The organism is Neomegalonema perideroedes DSM 15528 (assembly GCF_000374145.1).
Classification (GTDB): Bacteria; Pseudomonadota; Alphaproteobacteria; order Rhodobacterales; family Rhodobacteraceae; genus Neomegalonema; species Neomegalonema perideroedes.
This window is the reverse complement of record NZ_KB893654.1, coordinates 471042-486141: the sequence shown is the minus strand read 5'-3', so window position 1 is coordinate 486141 and position 15100 is coordinate 471042. Positions and strand designations below refer to the sequence as shown.

The following is a 15100-nucleotide window of genomic DNA, read 5'->3' as shown; positions in this document are numbered from 1 at the left end:
TCCTCGTGCTGGCGTCGTGGACGAAAGCGTGCAGCCTTTCGCCCGCTTCCCTGAAGATGGTTCCGGCGGATTCGAGCCCTCCGCCGAAATCTCGGCCGGAGCGGCTTTAGCGGCTATATAAGAAGGTCCGCGCGGCGCCGCAAGAAAGCCTCGCGCAATTTACGGGGCCTTCGGAGCGGGCCTTGCGCGTCTGAAGAGAACTCCCGCCAGGCCTGCCCCCCTTCCCTTGCGCGGCGCGGGGCTTTAGGTAAGGCGCTCCGAACCTCCGCCCTTCGTCTAGAGCCTCTCCGGAGGCTGGAGTCCCTCATGGCGCCCTCGCCCCTGCTCACGCTCTCGGACATCTCGCTCACCTTCGGCGGAGCGCCGCTTTTCGAAGGGGTCTCGCTCTCGGCGGGGCCGGGAGACCGCCTTTGCCTCGTCGGGCGCAACGGCTCGGGGAAATCCACGCTGATGAAGATCGCGGCGGGATTGGTCCTGCCCGATTCGGGGACGCGCTTCGTCCAGCCGGGCGCGAAGATCGCCTATCTGCCGCAGGCCCCGGATTTCTCGGGCTTCGAGACCCTCGGCGCTTATGTCGCGGCGGATCTGCCCGAAGAGGAAAGCTACAAGGCCGAGGCCGCCATGGAGGGCCTGCGCATCGACGGCGCCCGCGAGACCTCCGGCGCCTCGGGCGGCGAAAAGCGCCGCGCCGCCCTCGCGCGGATGATCGCCGGAGAGCCGGACTTCATGCTCCTCGACGAGCCGACGAATCACCTCGACATTTCGGCGATCTCCTGGCTGGAGTCGGAGCTTTCAGCCACCCGCACCGGCTACGCCCTCATCAGCCACGACCGCGCCTTTCTGGAGAAGCTCACGCGCGCGACGCTGTGGCTGGACCGGGGCGTCATGCGCCGTCAGGAGCGCGGATTCGCCGAATTCGAGGCTTGGCGCGACAAGACTTGGGAGGAGGAGGATCAGAGCCGCCATAAGCTCGACCGCTTCCTCAAGGCCGAAGGCCGCTGGGCCGTCGAGGGCATTTCGGCGCGGCGCAAACGCAATCAGGGGCGTCTGCGGCGGCTTCAGGAGCTGCGCGGCGAAAGGCGCGCGCAGGTCCTGCGCAAAGGCCCCGCCGCCATGGCTCTGGAGGCCGGGCCGATCTCGGGCAAGAAGCTCGTCGAGGCTGAGGAGATTTCGAAAAGCTTCGGCGAGCGGGTTCTGATCCGCGAGTTCTCCGCCATCATCCAGCGCGGCGACCGCGTCGCCTTCGCCGGACCCAACGGCGCGGGCAAGACCACCCTGCTGAAGACGCTCACCGGCGAACTCGCGCCGGATTCGGGCAAGATCAAACTCGGCACGAACATCGTCGCGGCGCGGCTGGATCAGGACCGCACGCTGGATCCGACGATCTCGCTCTGGGAGACTCTGACCGGAGATCCCCTGCTCGGCGCCAAAGGCTCGAACGATCAGATCCTCGTGCGCGGGACGCCCCGCCATGTGGTCGGCTATCTCAAGGAGTTCCTCTTCGACGAGCGTCAGGCGCGGGGTCCGGTGGGGGCGCTCTCGGGCGGCGAGCGCGCGCGGCTGCTGCTGGCGGCGATCATGGCGCGGGAATCCAATCTGCTGATCCTCGACGAGCCGACCAACGACCTCGATCTGGAGACGCTGGATCTGCTTCAGGAGCTGCTCGCCGATTATGAGGGCTCGGTGCTGCTGGTCAGCCATGACCGCGCCTTCCTCGACGCCGTGGCGACCTCGGTCGTCTGGCTGGACGGCGCGGGCGGCGCGACCGAATACGCCGGAGGCTGGACCGACATGCTCGCCCAAGGCGGCGGAATCGCGGCCTCGGCGGAGGCGGACAAGCCCGCCGCGCGGACCCTCCAGAAAGCGGGCTCCAAGGCGGGATTCAAACCCGCCGCGGCCCCCGCTCCGGCTGCGGCTCCGGCGACCAGGAAGCTGAACTACGCCCAGACGCGGCGGCTGGAGCTTCTGCCCGGCGAAATGGAGAAGCTCGCCCGCGAGATCGTCAAGCTGGAGGAGTTCATGGGGAATCCGGCGCTCTACGCCAAAGACCCCGGCGCCTTCGCCAAGGCCACGGCGGGCCTGACCGAGCGCCGCGCCGCCCTCGAAGCCGCCGAAGAGGAATGGCTGGAGCTGGAGGCCCTGAAAGAGGAATTAGGCGGCTGAATCACCTCTCCTTGATCAGCGCCAGAACCTCGCGGAAGGCGGGGTCTTGCGCCTCGCCGAGCCATTCGAACATGACCATCTCGCTGGTGACGACGGGAACCCCCGCCGCCGCCAGACGCGCCAGACCCGCCGCCTCGTCCGATTCGAAGCGAGAAGACACCGCATCGGCGACCACCACCGGCGCGAAGCCCGCCGCCTTGAGCCCCAGCGCGCTTTGCAGCACGCAGACATGGGCCTCGGCGCCCGTGACCGCCGCCAGAGGCCGCCCCAAAGCCCGCAAATCCGCCAGAGCCTGCGGCTCCTCGGCGAGGGAGAAATGAGTTTTCCTGAGAATCTCCTCAGGCCGGAGCAAGGCCCGCAAGCCCTCTTCGGTCGGGCCGATGCGCTCGGCGCAATGCTCGCTGACCCGCACCGGAACGCCGAGCGCCCGCGCCGCCCGGATCAGGCGTCCGCTGGTCTTCAGCGCCTCCGCGCCGCGCCGCATGGCGGGCATGAGCTTGCCCTGAAGATCGACGATGAGCAGAAAGCTTTCGGCGCGGCGCATGAGCATGACGACCTCCCTCGTTTTTATGCGCGCCCAGTCTGCCCCATCCGGCGGCGCGAGGGGAAGTCCTCAGGCCAGATGCGCCATAGCGAAGGCCGGAGCCAGATCATGGCGCTTGAGAAAAGCCTCCAGCAGGTCCGGCCGGATTTCCCCGTCCCGCATGGTCTCCTGAACGGCGATTCCGCCCGTCACGAAAAGCGCCGGAATCCCCGCCTGAGCCGCCCCGAGAACATCCGTGGCCGGGCCGTCGCCCACCGCCAGAATCCGCGCAGGATCCGGCGCCTCCCCCAGAATCTCCCCGAGCCGCTTCAGCGCCAGATCATAGATCGGGCGATGCGGCTTGCCCGTGAAGACGACCTCTCCGCCCTCCCGCGCATACCAATCGGCCAGAGCCCCCGCGCAGGGGACTTCGCGCCCGCCGCGATGAATCAGCAGATCGGGATTGGCGCAGAGCATCGGCAGATTCCGCGCCCGGCAGCGGGTCAGAAGCTCGACGTAATCCGCGACGGTCTCGGAGGCGTCGTCCGCGAAGCCCGCGCAGAGAACCGACTCCGCCGCCTCCGGCGCGACGCGCTCCAGAGGCAGGCCCTCCAGAAGGGGCTCGTCCTTCTCCGCGCCGATGAAGACCACGCGCCGTCCCCAGCGCCCGGAGTCCAACTCGGCCCGCGTGGCGTCCCCGGAGGAGACCACGCCGTCATAGGCCTCGCGCGGCGCGCCTAGAGCCTCCAGCTGAGCGATGACGCTCGGCGCGGGACGCGGCGCGTTGGTCAGCAGCAGAACCTTGCCGCCCCGCGCCCGATAGGAGACGAGCGCCTCGGCGGCGGCGGGGAAAACCCGCAAGCCGTCATGCAGCACGCCCCAGAGATCGCAGAGCAAAGCCTGCGGCGCGGGCGGGATTTCCGAAAGCCGGGAGATCAGGCGGGTCATCGGCGGGTCTTTCTGACGCGAGAAGCTGGAGACGCGAAGGCGGGGCCGCCCTATCACGGAGGCCCCGCCTTCGCCAAGTCCTTCGCGTCCGATCTCGTCGCCCGCAGGGTCAGCCCTGCTGCGGCGCGGGCGCCGGACCGGCCTGCGCCAGAATCTCGGTGGCCGGGCCGGAGACCAGCGGAATCCCCGCGATGGAGAGCGCCTGCAACATCACCGGATCGCCGACTTCGGTGGCCATCAGCGCCATGCCCATCTGCATGGCGTGCGGCGCCATGGCCAGAGCCAGCAGCGAGGGCGCCGCCGCCAGCTCGACCTTCAGCCGCGAGAAGATTTCGGCGCTGAGGCCCTCCGGCGAGGCCACGTCCGCCCGCAGCGCCACGCCATGGGCGCGCAGCGCGTCGATGGGCTCCACCGCCACCTCGGCCAGATCGGCCAGCGGCGCGGAGATCACCAGACGCCGCCCCAGCTCGGGATTCGCCACGAGGGCGGCCTCGATCTCGGCGGCCGCGCCGGGAGTCAGATGGGCCGCGCGGAGCGGCAGATGCACGCCCTCCTCCACGCCCGCCGCCGCGAGCTCGGCGACCTTGGCGGCCGCCAGAGCCAGACGCTCGGCGAGCGAAGATTCCTCCGCCACGCCCAGATCATGCCCCGCGATCACGCGCGGCGCCAAAGCGTAGATCGGCGCGCTCTGGCCGGGCGCGAGCGGCTGAGGCCCGCCGGGACCGGGCGCCGCCCGGCCGTTCGGAGCCTGTCCGCGCTCCGCCTGAGCCTGCGGCGCCTGACGGGCCTGCGGAGCCTGAGCCTGAGGCGCCGCGCCGCCGTTCGCCATGGAGGCCAAAGAGGCCAGAGGCGTCAGACCGGCCAGCCCCTCGGCGTCGCCCGCCGGAAGCGGAGCGGCCTGAGGAGCCGGAGCCCGGGATTGGACGGCGGCGCTCTGACGCGCCTGCTGAACTTCGCGGGCGCGGTGGCGCAGGCTCTCGGCGAGGTCGCCCGGACCTCCGGCGATTCCGCCCGCCTGAGGCGCGGAGCGCGGCGGCGGCGCGGGAGCGGGCTCCGGCTGGGGCTCGGCCCGGCGGCGACGCGCCGAAGCGCTCGCCACATCGGCCAGAAAGGCGGTCGCCGGATCGGACTCGCGCGAGGGCCGCGCAGGCGCGTCCGCGTCTTCATAGGACTCCGCTGAGGAGAAGCGCGGCGCGGGCGCGTTCTGGCGCAGGGCGGCGAGCGCCTCGTCCAGAACCTCCAGCCGCCCCTCCAGAGCGCTGAGGCGGCCATGGGCGCCGCTCTCGGCGGGATCTATGGCCTGAAGGCGGTTCTTGATCTGAGTCACCGCGGAGGCGCTGTCCGCCAGAGCGCGGCGGTTCTCGTTCACGAGATCCTCAAGGATGTCCTCCATGCGGGCGAGGTCTTCGGCGGCGTCATGCGCCACCTTGCCCACCGCCCCCACTTCTTCGCGCAGAGCCTCGGCTCCGTGTTCGGCCGAACTCAATCCGAGCCAGCTCATCATGGCCGGCCAATTCGCCGCCAGAACCGCCGCCGCCGTCGCGAAGGCCGCCGCCCCGAGCCATTGTCCCGTCGCCGCGCCCAGAGCCAGCGCCAGCAAAGCCAGACAGCCCAAGATCAGGCCGGAGCTCCGCAGCGCCGGAGTCCGCATGTTTTCCGTGAGATCGCGCATGGAGCGTCCCGTTTTCCGTAACCTCGACACAGGCGCATCCTGCCCTGCGGGTCTTGCCATCGGATGAACCTTTCCTCTCGGACGGATCTCCTCGGGCGCGTCTTCGGTCATGGCGGCCATGGCGTCACCGGGCGCGGGTCAGAGCGCGGACGCGGTCCAGCGCCGAGGGATCGCCCGAACCGGCCTCTCCCGCCGCTTCGAGGGCGTCGAGGAAGTCGCCGCCGCGCGGCGCGGTCCGGGAGGGGCGCCCCGCGCCCCGCGCAGGCTGCGCGAGGGGCGGCTCTTCGGCGGCGAATTCGCGCGCCACCCGCGCGGCGGCGGCGCGGGCGGGCGAGGCCCCGTCCGGATGTTCGTCGTGATGTTCGGCGCCCTTGGGCCAGGTGTCGCGGATGGAGGCGGCGAGCCGGTCGAGATTGGGCCGGCGCGGCGCGGGCGCGCGGGCGGAAGCGGCGCGGGCGCTTTGGGCGGGCGCGGGCGCTTCGGCCCATTCCTCGCCCCAATCCTCGTCAGGCGCGGCGGCGGGGCGGCTCCGGACGACGGCGGCGGGCGCGCTGGGGCGGGCCTTCGTCGCGCGGCGGGCGGCGACGGCGAAGCGGGCCTCTTCGGGCGCCTCCTCCTCCCAGTCGTCGGCGGGCGCCCGGGCGGCGGCGCGCGGCGCGGGGCGCGTCGGCTTGCGGCGCTTCGGGGCGGGCTTGGGCGGGTTTTGTCCGAAGCCCAGAAGCCGCGCGAGCAGCAAAAGCCCGAGCAGGCCGAGCAGCGCGCCCAGCATATAGAGCGTCGCGGCGGAGAGGCCCCAGCGCTGGGCGGCGCTCTGCACGATCTCGTCGCCGCGCGCCCCCGCCCGCCCGAGGCTCTGGGCGTCGATGCGGGTCGGCTCGGCGCTGAAGCCCAAGCCGGCGGCGGGCGTCGCCCCGGAGGCGGCGGCCGCAGGCGCGCCGACCGGAACCGCGGCCGTCGTCGCGGGAGCGGCGGCGGGACGGTTCTGGAAACGCGGCTCGGGCGCGGGCTCGAAGGGAACGGCGGAGAGCGGCCGCGCCGCCTCCGGCTGCGGCGACTCCTGCGGGGCCTCCAGCAAAGCCTCCATGGGATCGTCGAAGAGCGGAGAAGCCGTCTGGGCCGCCAGCGGGCCGCAGAGCGTCAGCGCGACGACGAGGACGGCCGCCCCTTTCGGAAGGGGCGTCCGGGGCCGACCAGCGGTCTCGATATGGATCGACACAGGGACATTCCTCCTGAACTAAGACACCCGCCTCTTGAATCGACCCATAAAGATACGAAACCTAGAGGGGCAAGGCCATTCTTTCAGGATTTATGCCAAAAATAGACTATGCGGGAGAAGATATAGCGCCCCGCGCGCAAAAGACGCTCCCAAAGATGTACGGCGGCAGGAGCGACGTCGCCCGGATCAGAGCGGCTCCTCGCCCATCAGAACATCCAGCATCCCCCCGCAGAGCGCGCCCTCGCAAGCCATGTCGAAGCCCGCGAACATGGGATTGGAATTGATCTCCATGAAGCAGAGCGCCCCGTCCGAAGCGCGGGTTTTGAAATCGGCGGCGCAGAAATTCAGCCCCAGCTCGTCCGAAACCCGCGTCAGGCCGGGCAGAAGCTCGGCGGGGGGCTCGATGGGGACGAGGGTCGCGTCCTGATGCTCGCGATAGTCCAGCGAGGGCGATTCGACCCGGAAGGCGAAGAATTTCGGCCCCACGCGGAAAATGCGGATCTCGGGCGCCACGAGCCGCTCCTGAAAGATGTAAGGGCGCGGCAGGACGCCCTCGCCGTAGATCTCCAGATTCTCGACCGTCAGGACGCGGCAATGATCGCCGCCGTCGATGGGCTTATACACCACCTCCTCCTGAGCGGCCCAAGCGCGCAGCTCGGCCGCGAGGGCGGTCAGGCGCGTGCGCGGCACCTGAAGCCCCGCCCGCTGCGCCTGCACCAGAGCATAGGGCTTATTGGCCGAATCCTTCAGGAAGAAACCTCGGTTGAAGCGGCGCACCTGCGGATTGGCGGCCAGCCAGGCCTCCATGAGCACCCGCCAGGCGCGGGCGTCTACGTTGTCCATGTCGTGATTGGTGCGCAGAAATTTGAAGACGTCCTGACGCAGAAAGGCGGCGTGGGCCCTCAAAGGCTCGCCGCGTTCGTCGGTCATCTGGGAGGCGCCTTCGGAATCGAGGCTCCAGAGCACGCCGCGCGGCCCCTCGTCCAAGGTGATCATCGGCGAAATCTCGAAGCCCCGCGCATGGGCGGCCTCGGCGAGGCGGCGCAGCTGCGGATCTTCGCCGCCGCCGACGAACATCAGAACGCGGGAGGAGCCGCTCGCTCCGGAAGAAGATTCAACCATCGAAGACAGCGCTCCTGAGCCGTGATCGCTTGATCATGAACAAGTCAGCGCCCCGCCGGAGAGGCGGGGCGCGACGCGAAAGAGGGTCGAAGAGGGGCGCGAAGCAGGCGCCCGTCAGGCTCATTCTCCCCATGCGCGGGTAAGCGGAGGATGAACGGGCGGCTGAATTTGCGGTTGAGGGTCGTAGCGCCCCGGCAAAGGCTGGGGATAAGGCTGCGGCGCCGCGGATCCCGCCTCTTCGCCGAGGGCCATGGTGGTGAGCTTATTCGGCGGAGCGGGCGTCGGCGCGCTTCCCGCCTCCTCGCCCATGGCGTAGGTGGTCGCGGGCCCCCAAGAGCCGGTTTCCTCGCCGAGGGCCATGGTGGTCGCGTTCCCGGAGGAAGGCGGAGGCGTGGGCGAGAGGCCGCTCTCTTCTCCGACCATGGCCGTGGTGACGGTCGGGCCGCCCTCCTCGCCGAGCGCGAGGGTGCTCGGCTGGCCGATCGCGGGCGGATGGGAGGGATGGACGCTCGCCCCCTCCTCGCCGAGGGCGAGGGTGGTGGCGACGCCTCCGCCTTCCTCGCCGACCATGCGGGTGCTCGGCTGCGGAGCCGCCGAGGGCGGCGGCGTGACGATCGGGCCGAAATCCTCGCCGACCATGCGGGTGGTCGCCTGAAGCCCGCCATGGGCCTGCGCGAGCTGAAGGTTCTCGGCGGGGCGCTCGAAATCCGAGGGGACGCCGCGCAGGCCTTGCGGCGTCGGAGCGGCGACGGCCGCGCCCGCCAGCAGGCTCTGCATCGCCAGATTGGCCAAAGCCAAGGCGCTCAAGGCGCTCCCGGCCTTCCGCGAAAGGGTTTCGCTCGTGAGATTCATCGATCTCTCCTCGTCGTCTTACGTATCCGATGATCGGCCGACCTGACCGAAGAGAGCAGGGTCTGAGCCGTAAAAACGGCGAAATTACAGCGGTCGTCTGAGGATCTCCTCATCTTCGCCCGCCGCCGGAGCCGCCGCCGCGCCGGGATTCCGATTGCGGAATCCTGAACGGAGGCGACTTCCCCCTCAGGAGACGAAGGGCGGCGCGAAGGCCGCCCTCCATCCGAATTTCGGCGCCCCGAACTCGGCGCCCCCAAACCTAACGCCAATGCCGGGGCGGCGGGCGATGCGGGTTTTCCTCGCCGAGCGCCATGGTCGTCGGGCGATTCGGAGTCCAGCCGCCGCCGCCCTCCTCGCCGAAGGCGTAGGTGGTCGCGCCCCAGCCCGGAGGACGCGGCGCGGGACGATGGATTCCGCCGCCCTCCTCGCCGACGGCGTAGGTCGTCGCGCCCCAGCCCGGAGGACGCGGCGCAGGGCGGTTCCAGCCGCCGCCCTCCTCGCCGACGGCGAGGGTGGTCGCGTCGCCCCAACCCGGAGGACGCGGCGCGGGGCGATTCCAGTTCGGATGCCGCGGCGTGAAGTTCTGCGCGCCCTCCTCGCCGACGGCGAGGGTGGTCGCCCAGTTCTGCGCCAGCTCGACGCCCTCGCCCGCTTCGGCCTGAGCCGCGGCGGCCGCCGGAGCGGCGGCCTCGACGAGATCAAGCGCCGAACCTCCCGCCGAACCTCCGAGGCTCCCCGGCGTGGGGGCGGCGACGGCGGCGCCGGTCAGCAGGGTCTGCAGCGCCAGATTGGCGAGCGCCAGAGCGCTCAAGGCGCCGCCCGCCTTCCGCGAGAGATGTTCGCTCGTCAGATTCATGATCCACTCCTTCAAGCAGAATGCTGGGACGCCCTCGGATCGCCTCGCGGCGCCTCCGCCCACAGAACGGCTTTAAGGGTCAAAAGCGGCGAAAATACAGCCTCTTGCGGCGCAGAGGATTTTTTACTCCCTCCGAAATCCGAACCCGGAGGAGATGCGGCCTCCGCGCGCCGGACTCAGGGCGCGCGGGGGTCCGCACAAGATCCTCACGCAAGACACGGGCGCCCCGCGACATGCGGGGCCGCCCTTTCTCCCGGTCCCTCCTGCGGGCGCTCAGAAGCCGCGCCGTGCGCCCAGAGACCAGAGCGCGAAGCCCATCAGAGAGCCGCCGCCCGTCCCGAGGCTCGTCGAGGAGCGCCAGCCGCCTTCTTCGCCGATGGCCAGAGTGGAGGCGAAGAAGCCGCCCGAACCCGTCCCCGAAGCGGAGCCGCCCGTGGAGGCGCCTTCCTCTCCGGAGGCTCCCGTGGTCAGCACGCCGCCCGAGGAGCCGTAGCCGATCCCGCTTTCGCCGACGACATGAGTGACGAAGCTCCCGGCGCCGGACGCGGAGCTTTGGGAGGTCGAGGCGGATCCCTCCTCGCCGATGGCCAGAGTGGAGGCCGCCGAGCCGGTCGTCGAGCCAGTCGTGGAGCCGCCTTCCTCGCCGATGGCGAGGGTGGTCAGCACGCCGCCCGAGGATCCGTAGCTGCGCCCGCTCTCGCCGACGACATGAGTGACGAAGGCTCCCGAGCCCGCCCCCGAGCTCACCACGGAATTGGGGGTCAGGTTTTGGGTCGAGCCTGAGGCGCTCGTCGCGGATCCCTCCTCGCCGATGGCCATGGTCGTCGCCCCGGCGCCCGGAGCCTGAGGCGAGGGCGTCGAGGACGTCCCCTCCTCGCCCGAGGCGAGGGTGGTGAAGAAGCCGGAGCCCTGATAGGCGGTGGCCGAGCCGCTTTCCTCGCCGACGGCCAAAGTGGTGACCATCTGGACGACGGGCGAAGAAGAAGAGGCGGAGGAGGTCGCGCTCTGGGCGCTCGGGACGACGACCTTCCGAACGGCGGATTGAGGCCCGGCCCGGAAAGCTTCGATAAAGGTTTGAGGCCGCGTGGAGAGCGGAGAGGCGGTCGGAATGACGGTCATGAGGATCCCCTTTCGCAAGCGCCGGTTCGGCGCGACGGAATCCCCTGTTCAAGATTCAGGCCCGAAAGGCCCCCGATCCTCCGCAAGCTCCCCGAAGCCTCGCGCGGGAAGGCTCTGACGCGCCCTCCCGCTCGGTCCGCCCGACGCCGATCCTCGGGGATCGGCGCCGGGGGATCTCAGGTCTTCAGCGGCGATTGCCGAAACCGCCCTCTTCGCCGATCGCCATGGTGGAGAGGGTCAGGCCGCCGCCCGAACCGTTTCCGCCCGGACGATGGCCGCCATGCTGGCCGCCGCCGCCTTCCTCGCCGATGGCGTAGGTGGTCGCGCCGCCCGAACCGCCGGGACGATGGCCGCCGCCCTCCTCGCCGATGGCGAGGGTGGTCGCGCCGCCAGAGCCGCCAGAGCCGCCGCCTTCTTCGCCGAAGGCCCGCGTGCTGACGTCAGGGCGTCCGCCGGAGCCGCCCGGACGATGGCCGCCATGCTGGCCTCCGCCTTCCTCGCCGACCGCCAGAGTGGTGGCGTCGGGACGTCCGCCGGGGCGCTGGCCGCCGTGCTGGCCTCCGCCTTCCTCGCCCATGGCGTAGGTGGTGATGGTGGGGCCGCCGCCGCCGGGGCGGGTTCCGCCGCCCTCTTCGCCGACCGCGAGGGTGGTCGCCATGCCGGGATTGCCCGGACGCCAAGCGCCATGGCCGCCATGGTCGCCGCCGGGACGGGTTCCGCCGCCCTCCTCGCCGATGGCGAGGGTGGTCACGCCGCCCGAACCCGAACCCGAGCCCGAACCGCCGGGGCGCCAGGAGCCGTGATTCCCATGGCCGCCGCCGGGACGGGAGCCGCCGTCCTCTTCGCCGACCGCGCGGGTGCTGCCCACGACCTGACCGCCGCGTCTGTTTCCGAGCAAAGAGCCCAGGAAAAGAGAAATTGTCATGATGATTCCCCTGAATCTAAATATCTTGTTTCAAAATAGCACATTACATGGTTTTAGCAATCCGACTCCTCGAGGGAATTTTTAAGAAAAGAATGTGGAATCTTCAGGGTTCTTCATAATTAACCCTATGATATTCAATAAAATCTCTCAATATACGCGGTGGACAGATCAATTCAGAGACAAGAAAGGCGCGGGTCTTGGGAATCCAACACCTTCCCCATATGTCCTGAAATAATCCGCACCGCCCCTTTTTAGGACAAACGCCCTCGCCCGCTCCGGTCAGACCTCGGTCAGGCGGTCGAGGATCTTGGCGAAATTGCAGGGCCGCCAGCGCGAATCCAGCTGCTTGACGAGGATTTCGTCCCAAGCGTCGCGGCAGGCCCCCGGAGAGCCCGGCAAAGCGAAGAGGTAAGTCCCCCCCGCCACCCCGCCGCAGGCCCGGCTTTGCAGAGTCGAGACGCCGATGTTTTTGAAGGAGACCATATGGAAGACGGTGGAAAAGCCGTCGATCTCTTTTTCATAGACCGCCTGATGGGCCTCCACGGCGACGTCGCGGCCCGTGAGCCCGGTGCCGCCCGTGGTGAGGATCACGTCGATCTCCGGATTCGCGATCCAGAGCCGAAGCCGGGCTTCGAGCGCGGCGCGGTCGTCGGGCATCAGATCGCGGGCCGCGAGGAGATGACCCGCCGCCTCCACCCGCCCGGCCAGAAGATCGCCGGAGGCGTCGTCTTCAGGGCCTCGCGTGTCGGAGAGGGTCAGAACCGCGATGCGCAAAGGCAGGAAAGGGCGGGTTTCGTCGAGGCTCATGGCGGCGGCTCCTGATCGCAAGAGCCGCCAATCTAGAGCCTCGCTGCGGGTTTATCGAGAGGCCAGAGCCTCCAGCGGAGCGTCGAGGGGGCCGAAGTCCTTTAGGAACTCCTCCAGCGCCGCCAGAGCCGCCGCCCGATCCGCCGGGCGGGCGTAAGGCGTGGAGAGCGCCAGAATCGCCGCCTCCTGAGGCCCGCCCGTCAGACGCGCCGTCATGGCGTTGAGCCCCGCGCGGCGGGCGTCGGCGCTGAATTCGCCGCCCGTCCAATACCAGGCCGCGACGAGGCGGCTGGCGAAGCTCGCGCCGCGGCCCTCATGGATGCGGGCGTGGCTGAGGTCTTCGAGGCGGCTCGGCAAGCCGCCGATCTCGGCGCGGGCTTGGCGCGACCGCACCCAAATATCATCGTCCTCGAAGCGGTTGGTGGATTGCCCCGCCTCGGCGCCGGGGCGCTCATAGCGGTAATAGCCGATGACGAGATCCACCTGAGCGCCGTCCTTCATGAAGCCGAAGCGGTAAAGGCGGTCAAGACCCTGAAGATGGGGCGTCCAGTCCTCGGCGGGGGGGACGGAGGCCCAGCCCGCGGGCGCCGCCAAGACCCAATCGGCGGGCGGCGGGAAGAGGCCGCGATCCGGCGCCGTGATCGAGAGCGCCGCCGTGGGCGTCGCCAGCAGCAGAGCGCCGAGGCTCAAAGCCGCCCAAGCCTTGCGGGAATCCTGCGGGGCGGGCGCGGCGGCGACCGGCGCAGGCTGAGGCGCGGCGGGAACGGAGGCGGCGTCCCATTTGAGGTCGGCGAAGCGGCCGCCGATCCAGAGCAGCAGCAGCATCACCGCCGAGAAGAAGACCCAGCCGTAAACCAGATGATCCACGCCCGCCGCCACGCGCCCGTCGGTCAGATGGGCGATCATCATGATTCCATAGGCGCGCAGGAAATTCGCGCCCACCGGCACGACCACCGCCAAGATTCCGAACAAGGCCCATTTCCAGAGGCGGTTATAGGAGAGATGCGCGAAAGCCGCCGCCACCACCATCATCGCGATGAGGAAGCGCAGACCCGCGCAGGCCTCGGCGACCTCGAAAAGGGCGTTGGGCAGTTCGATCATAATCCCTTCGCGATAGGTCGGCACGCCCGAGGCCCGCAGCAGCCAGACCGAGACGTCCGCCGTCCATTCCTGCAGCAAAGGCGTGAGTTCGTCGCCGAAGGGGACGAGGAAGATCAGAAAGGCCAGAGGAAACCAGAAGCGCCGCGCGAATTCGGAGCCCGCCGCCAGAATCGCCACGCCCATCAGCGAGAAGGCGACGGCGGCGTGTTCGAAGATCGCCGCGCCCATCAGCCCGCCGAGGGTCGCCAGAGCCGCCGCCAGAGCCAAAGGCGCCAGCCCCCAGAAAGAGACTCGCGGCGCGATCTCGCGCAATTCGGCGCGTTTGCGCCAGACGAACCAAAGGCTCGCGGGCAAGACCAGAAAACCGTGATTATAGGTCGGCGAGGAGATCCAGACGCCGATCATGTCCCAGACCGCCGGAGCCTGAAGCCCCAAAGCCAGAACCGCCAAAGCCGCCATCGACCAGATGGTCCGGCGCCATGCGGGCCAAGCCTCGCCGAAGAAGCCTTCGGGGAGGGAGGATCCTTGAGGCGGGGCGAGGCTTTGATCGGTCATGCGGCGTCCTGAGTTTGGTCGGGCGGCTCGGCGAGCGCCTGCAGCATCGTCGCCTCCAGAGCCTCAAGGCGGCTCGACCAGTCGTAGCGGTCGCGCATGGCCCGAAAGGCGTTGGCGGAGAGCAAGGCGCTCAGGCGGGAATCGAGCAAGAGCCGCGCCAGAGCCGCCGCGAATTCCGAAGCTGACGCGCTTGTGAGGAGATCCGCGCCGGGGGTGGCCGAAATCCCCTCCAGAGCCGCCGGAGTGGCCACGGTCGGCACGCGCGAGGCCATGGCCTCCAGCAATTTATTCTGCACCCCCCGCGCCAGACGCAAAGGCGCCACCGCCGCCGCAGCATGAGCCAAATAGGGTCGCATGTCTTCAACGCGGCCCGTCACGCGCACGCCTGTCTCCTGAAGCGCGAGGACTTCTTTCGCCGGACGCGCGCCCGCCGCCACGAATTCGAAAGGCCCCGCCAGAGCCTTGGCGCGCGGCAGGATCTCGCGGGCGAACCAGACCGCCGCCTCGACGTTGGGCGGATAATCCATGGCGCCGGTGAAGATCACGCGCGGAATCTTATCGTCGGGATAAGGCGAGGCCATGGATTTTCCCGCCGCCCAATAGTCGCAATCCACGCCGTTCTCCACGGCGAGGAGCTTGCCCGTCCCGCCGCGTTTCGCGAAAAGGTCGCGCTCGGCGGGAGTCGCGAAGAGGCAGGCTGCGGAGCTGCGCGCCAGATCCTCCTCGACCCGCTTCAGGCGCCGGGCCTCGCGGGCGTAGACCCAGCCCATCGGCGAAGAGGATTTGCGCGCCAGATCCTCCCATTTGGCGGAATCCACATCCACCATGTCGAGGATCACCGGCGGACGCGGATCAGGCAAAGCCTCCAGATAGCGCGCCCCGCCCGAACCATAGAGCAGCACCGCGTCGAAAGGCGTCTTGCGGGCGGCCTCGGCGATGCGGGCCGCCAGAGCGGGATCGTGGAAATGCTCAAGGCTGATCGGCGCGCCGGAGTTCAGAGCCCTCAGCCCCGAAGCCGCCCTTGAACGTTTCGTCAGATCGCCAAAGAGAATCTCCGCGACGCCGAGGCCGGAGAGCGCTTCCCTCGCCTCCCAGTCCTCGGCGCGGTCGACGGGCGCGGCGAGCGTGATCTCCCAATTCCGCGCCAGACCCTGGACGAAGCGCCAAAGCCGCATTTTTTCTCCGGTGAGCGGCGGAACCGGGGCGCGATGGGCCAGAACGAGCAAACGGCGTTTCATCAT

At 69.6% G+C, this 15100-nt stretch carries 13 protein-coding genes; 1 reads left to right on the top strand and 12 read right to left on the bottom strand.

What is annotated here, in order from left to right:
• The first annotated feature begins 306 nt into the window (after positions 1-306).
• Positions 307-2163 (top strand): ABC-F family ATP-binding cassette domain-containing protein, encoded by a 1857-nt coding sequence (locus B161_RS0109375; protein WP_018633134.1) that lies wholly within the window; start codon positions 307-309, stop codon positions 2161-2163.
• 1 nt (position 2164) lies between these two features.
• On the opposite strand, the gene B161_RS0109370 is transcribed toward B161_RS0109375, so the two are convergent.
• The 12 genes from B161_RS0109370 to B161_RS0109315 form a co-directional block, all read right to left on the bottom strand.
• Positions 2165-2713 (bottom strand): isochorismatase family protein, encoded by a 549-nt coding sequence (locus B161_RS0109370; RefSeq protein WP_018633133.1) that lies wholly within the window; start codon positions 2711-2713, stop codon positions 2165-2167.
• Positions 2714-2776: 63 nt separating this feature from the next.
• Positions 2777-3634 (bottom strand): TIGR01459 family HAD-type hydrolase, encoded by an 858-nt coding sequence (locus B161_RS0109365; protein ID WP_018633132.1) that lies wholly within the window; start codon positions 3632-3634, stop codon positions 2777-2779.
• Between the two features lie 109 nt (positions 3635-3743).
• Positions 3744-5306 carry a hypothetical protein gene (locus B161_RS0109360; RefSeq protein ID WP_026310325.1) on the bottom strand — a complete coding sequence of 521 codons (1563 nt, stop codon included), beginning with the start codon at positions 5304-5306 and terminating at the stop codon, positions 3744-3746.
• A gap of 124 nt (positions 5307-5430) precedes the next feature.
• Positions 5431-6522 carry a hypothetical protein gene (locus B161_RS0109355; protein ID WP_026310324.1) on the bottom strand — a complete coding sequence of 364 codons (1092 nt, stop codon included), beginning with the start codon at positions 6520-6522 and terminating at the stop codon, positions 5431-5433.
• A gap of 186 nt (positions 6523-6708) precedes the next feature.
• Entirely contained in the window at positions 6709-7644 is a 936-nt protein-coding gene (locus B161_RS17645) for an ATP-grasp domain-containing protein (protein ID WP_018633131.1), read from the bottom strand.
• A 120-nt stretch (positions 7645-7764) separates the two neighbouring features.
• On the bottom strand, positions 7765-8496 hold the full coding sequence (locus B161_RS18875; RefSeq protein ID WP_018633130.1) for a hypothetical protein: 732 nt from the start codon (positions 8494-8496) through the stop codon (positions 7765-7767).
• Positions 8497-8755: 259 nt separating this feature from the next.
• Positions 8756-9352 (bottom strand): hypothetical protein, encoded by a 597-nt coding sequence (locus B161_RS18870; protein WP_051085747.1) that lies wholly within the window; start codon positions 9350-9352, stop codon positions 8756-8758.
• A gap of 273 nt (positions 9353-9625) precedes the next feature.
• On the bottom strand, positions 9626-10471 hold the full coding sequence (locus B161_RS18865) for a hypothetical protein (RefSeq protein WP_018633129.1): 846 nt from the start codon (positions 10469-10471) through the stop codon (positions 9626-9628).
• A 184-nt stretch (positions 10472-10655) separates the two neighbouring features.
• Positions 10656-11396 carry a hypothetical protein gene (locus B161_RS17625; protein WP_018633128.1) on the bottom strand — a complete coding sequence of 247 codons (741 nt, stop codon included), beginning with the start codon at positions 11394-11396 and terminating at the stop codon, positions 10656-10658.
• Between the two features lie 279 nt (positions 11397-11675).
• Complete coding sequence (moaB, locus tag B161_RS0109325) at positions 11676-12203, bottom strand: molybdenum cofactor biosynthesis protein B (RefSeq protein ID WP_018633127.1); 528 nt, start codon at positions 12201-12203, stop codon at positions 11676-11678.
• A gap of 51 nt (positions 12204-12254) precedes the next feature.
• Positions 12255-13859 carry an exosortase A gene (xrtA, locus tag B161_RS18860; protein WP_018633126.1) on the bottom strand — a complete coding sequence of 535 codons (1605 nt, stop codon included), beginning with the start codon at positions 13857-13859 and terminating at the stop codon, positions 12255-12257.
• Positions 13856-15100, bottom strand: coding sequence for a TIGR03087 family PEP-CTERM/XrtA system glycosyltransferase (locus B161_RS0109315; RefSeq protein WP_018633125.1), 1245 nt, complete (start codon positions 15098-15100; stop codon positions 13856-13858). Before B161_RS0109315 ends, xrtA begins: the two co-directional genes overlap by 4 nt.

Bases quoted from the DNA above. Each gene is read 5' to 3' on its own strand.
- B161_RS0109375 (WP_018633134.1), top strand. From the start codon at position 307: ATGGCGCCCTCGCCCCTGCTCACGCTCTCGGACATCTCGCTCACCTTC.
- B161_RS0109370 (WP_018633133.1), bottom strand. From the start codon at position 2,713: ATGCTCATGCGCCGCGCCGAAAGCTTTCTGCTCATCGTCGATCTTCAG.
- B161_RS0109365 (WP_018633132.1), bottom strand. From the start codon at position 3,634: ATGACCCGCCTGATCTCCCGGCTTTCGGAAATCCCGCCCGCGCCGCAG.
- B161_RS0109360 (WP_026310325.1), bottom strand. From the start codon at position 5,306: ATGCGCGATCTCACGGAAAACATGCGGACTCCGGCGCTGCGGAGCTCC.
- B161_RS17645 (WP_018633131.1), bottom strand. From the start codon at position 7,644: ATGGTTGAATCTTCTTCCGGAGCGAGCGGCTCCTCCCGCGTTCTGATG.
- B161_RS18875 (WP_018633130.1), bottom strand. From the start codon at position 8,496: ATGAATCTCACGAGCGAAACCCTTTCGCGGAAGGCCGGGAGCGCCTTG.
- B161_RS18870 (WP_051085747.1), bottom strand. From the start codon at position 9,352: ATGAATCTGACGAGCGAACATCTCTCGCGGAAGGCGGGCGGCGCCTTG.
- B161_RS18865 (WP_018633129.1), bottom strand. From the start codon at position 10,471: ATGACCGTCATTCCGACCGCCTCTCCGCTCTCCACGCGGCCTCAAACC.
- B161_RS17625 (WP_018633128.1), bottom strand. From the start codon at position 11,396: ATGACAATTTCTCTTTTCCTGGGCTCTTTGCTCGGAAACAGACGCGGC.
- moaB (WP_018633127.1), bottom strand. From the start codon at position 12,203: ATGAGCCTCGACGAAACCCGCCCTTTCCTGCCTTTGCGCATCGCGGTT.
- xrtA (WP_018633126.1), bottom strand. From the start codon at position 13,859: ATGACCGATCAAAGCCTCGCCCCGCCTCAAGGATCCTCCCTCCCCGAA.
- B161_RS0109315 (WP_018633125.1), bottom strand. From the start codon at position 15,100: ATGATGAAACGCCGTTTGCTCGTTCTGGCCCATCGCGCCCCGGTTCCG.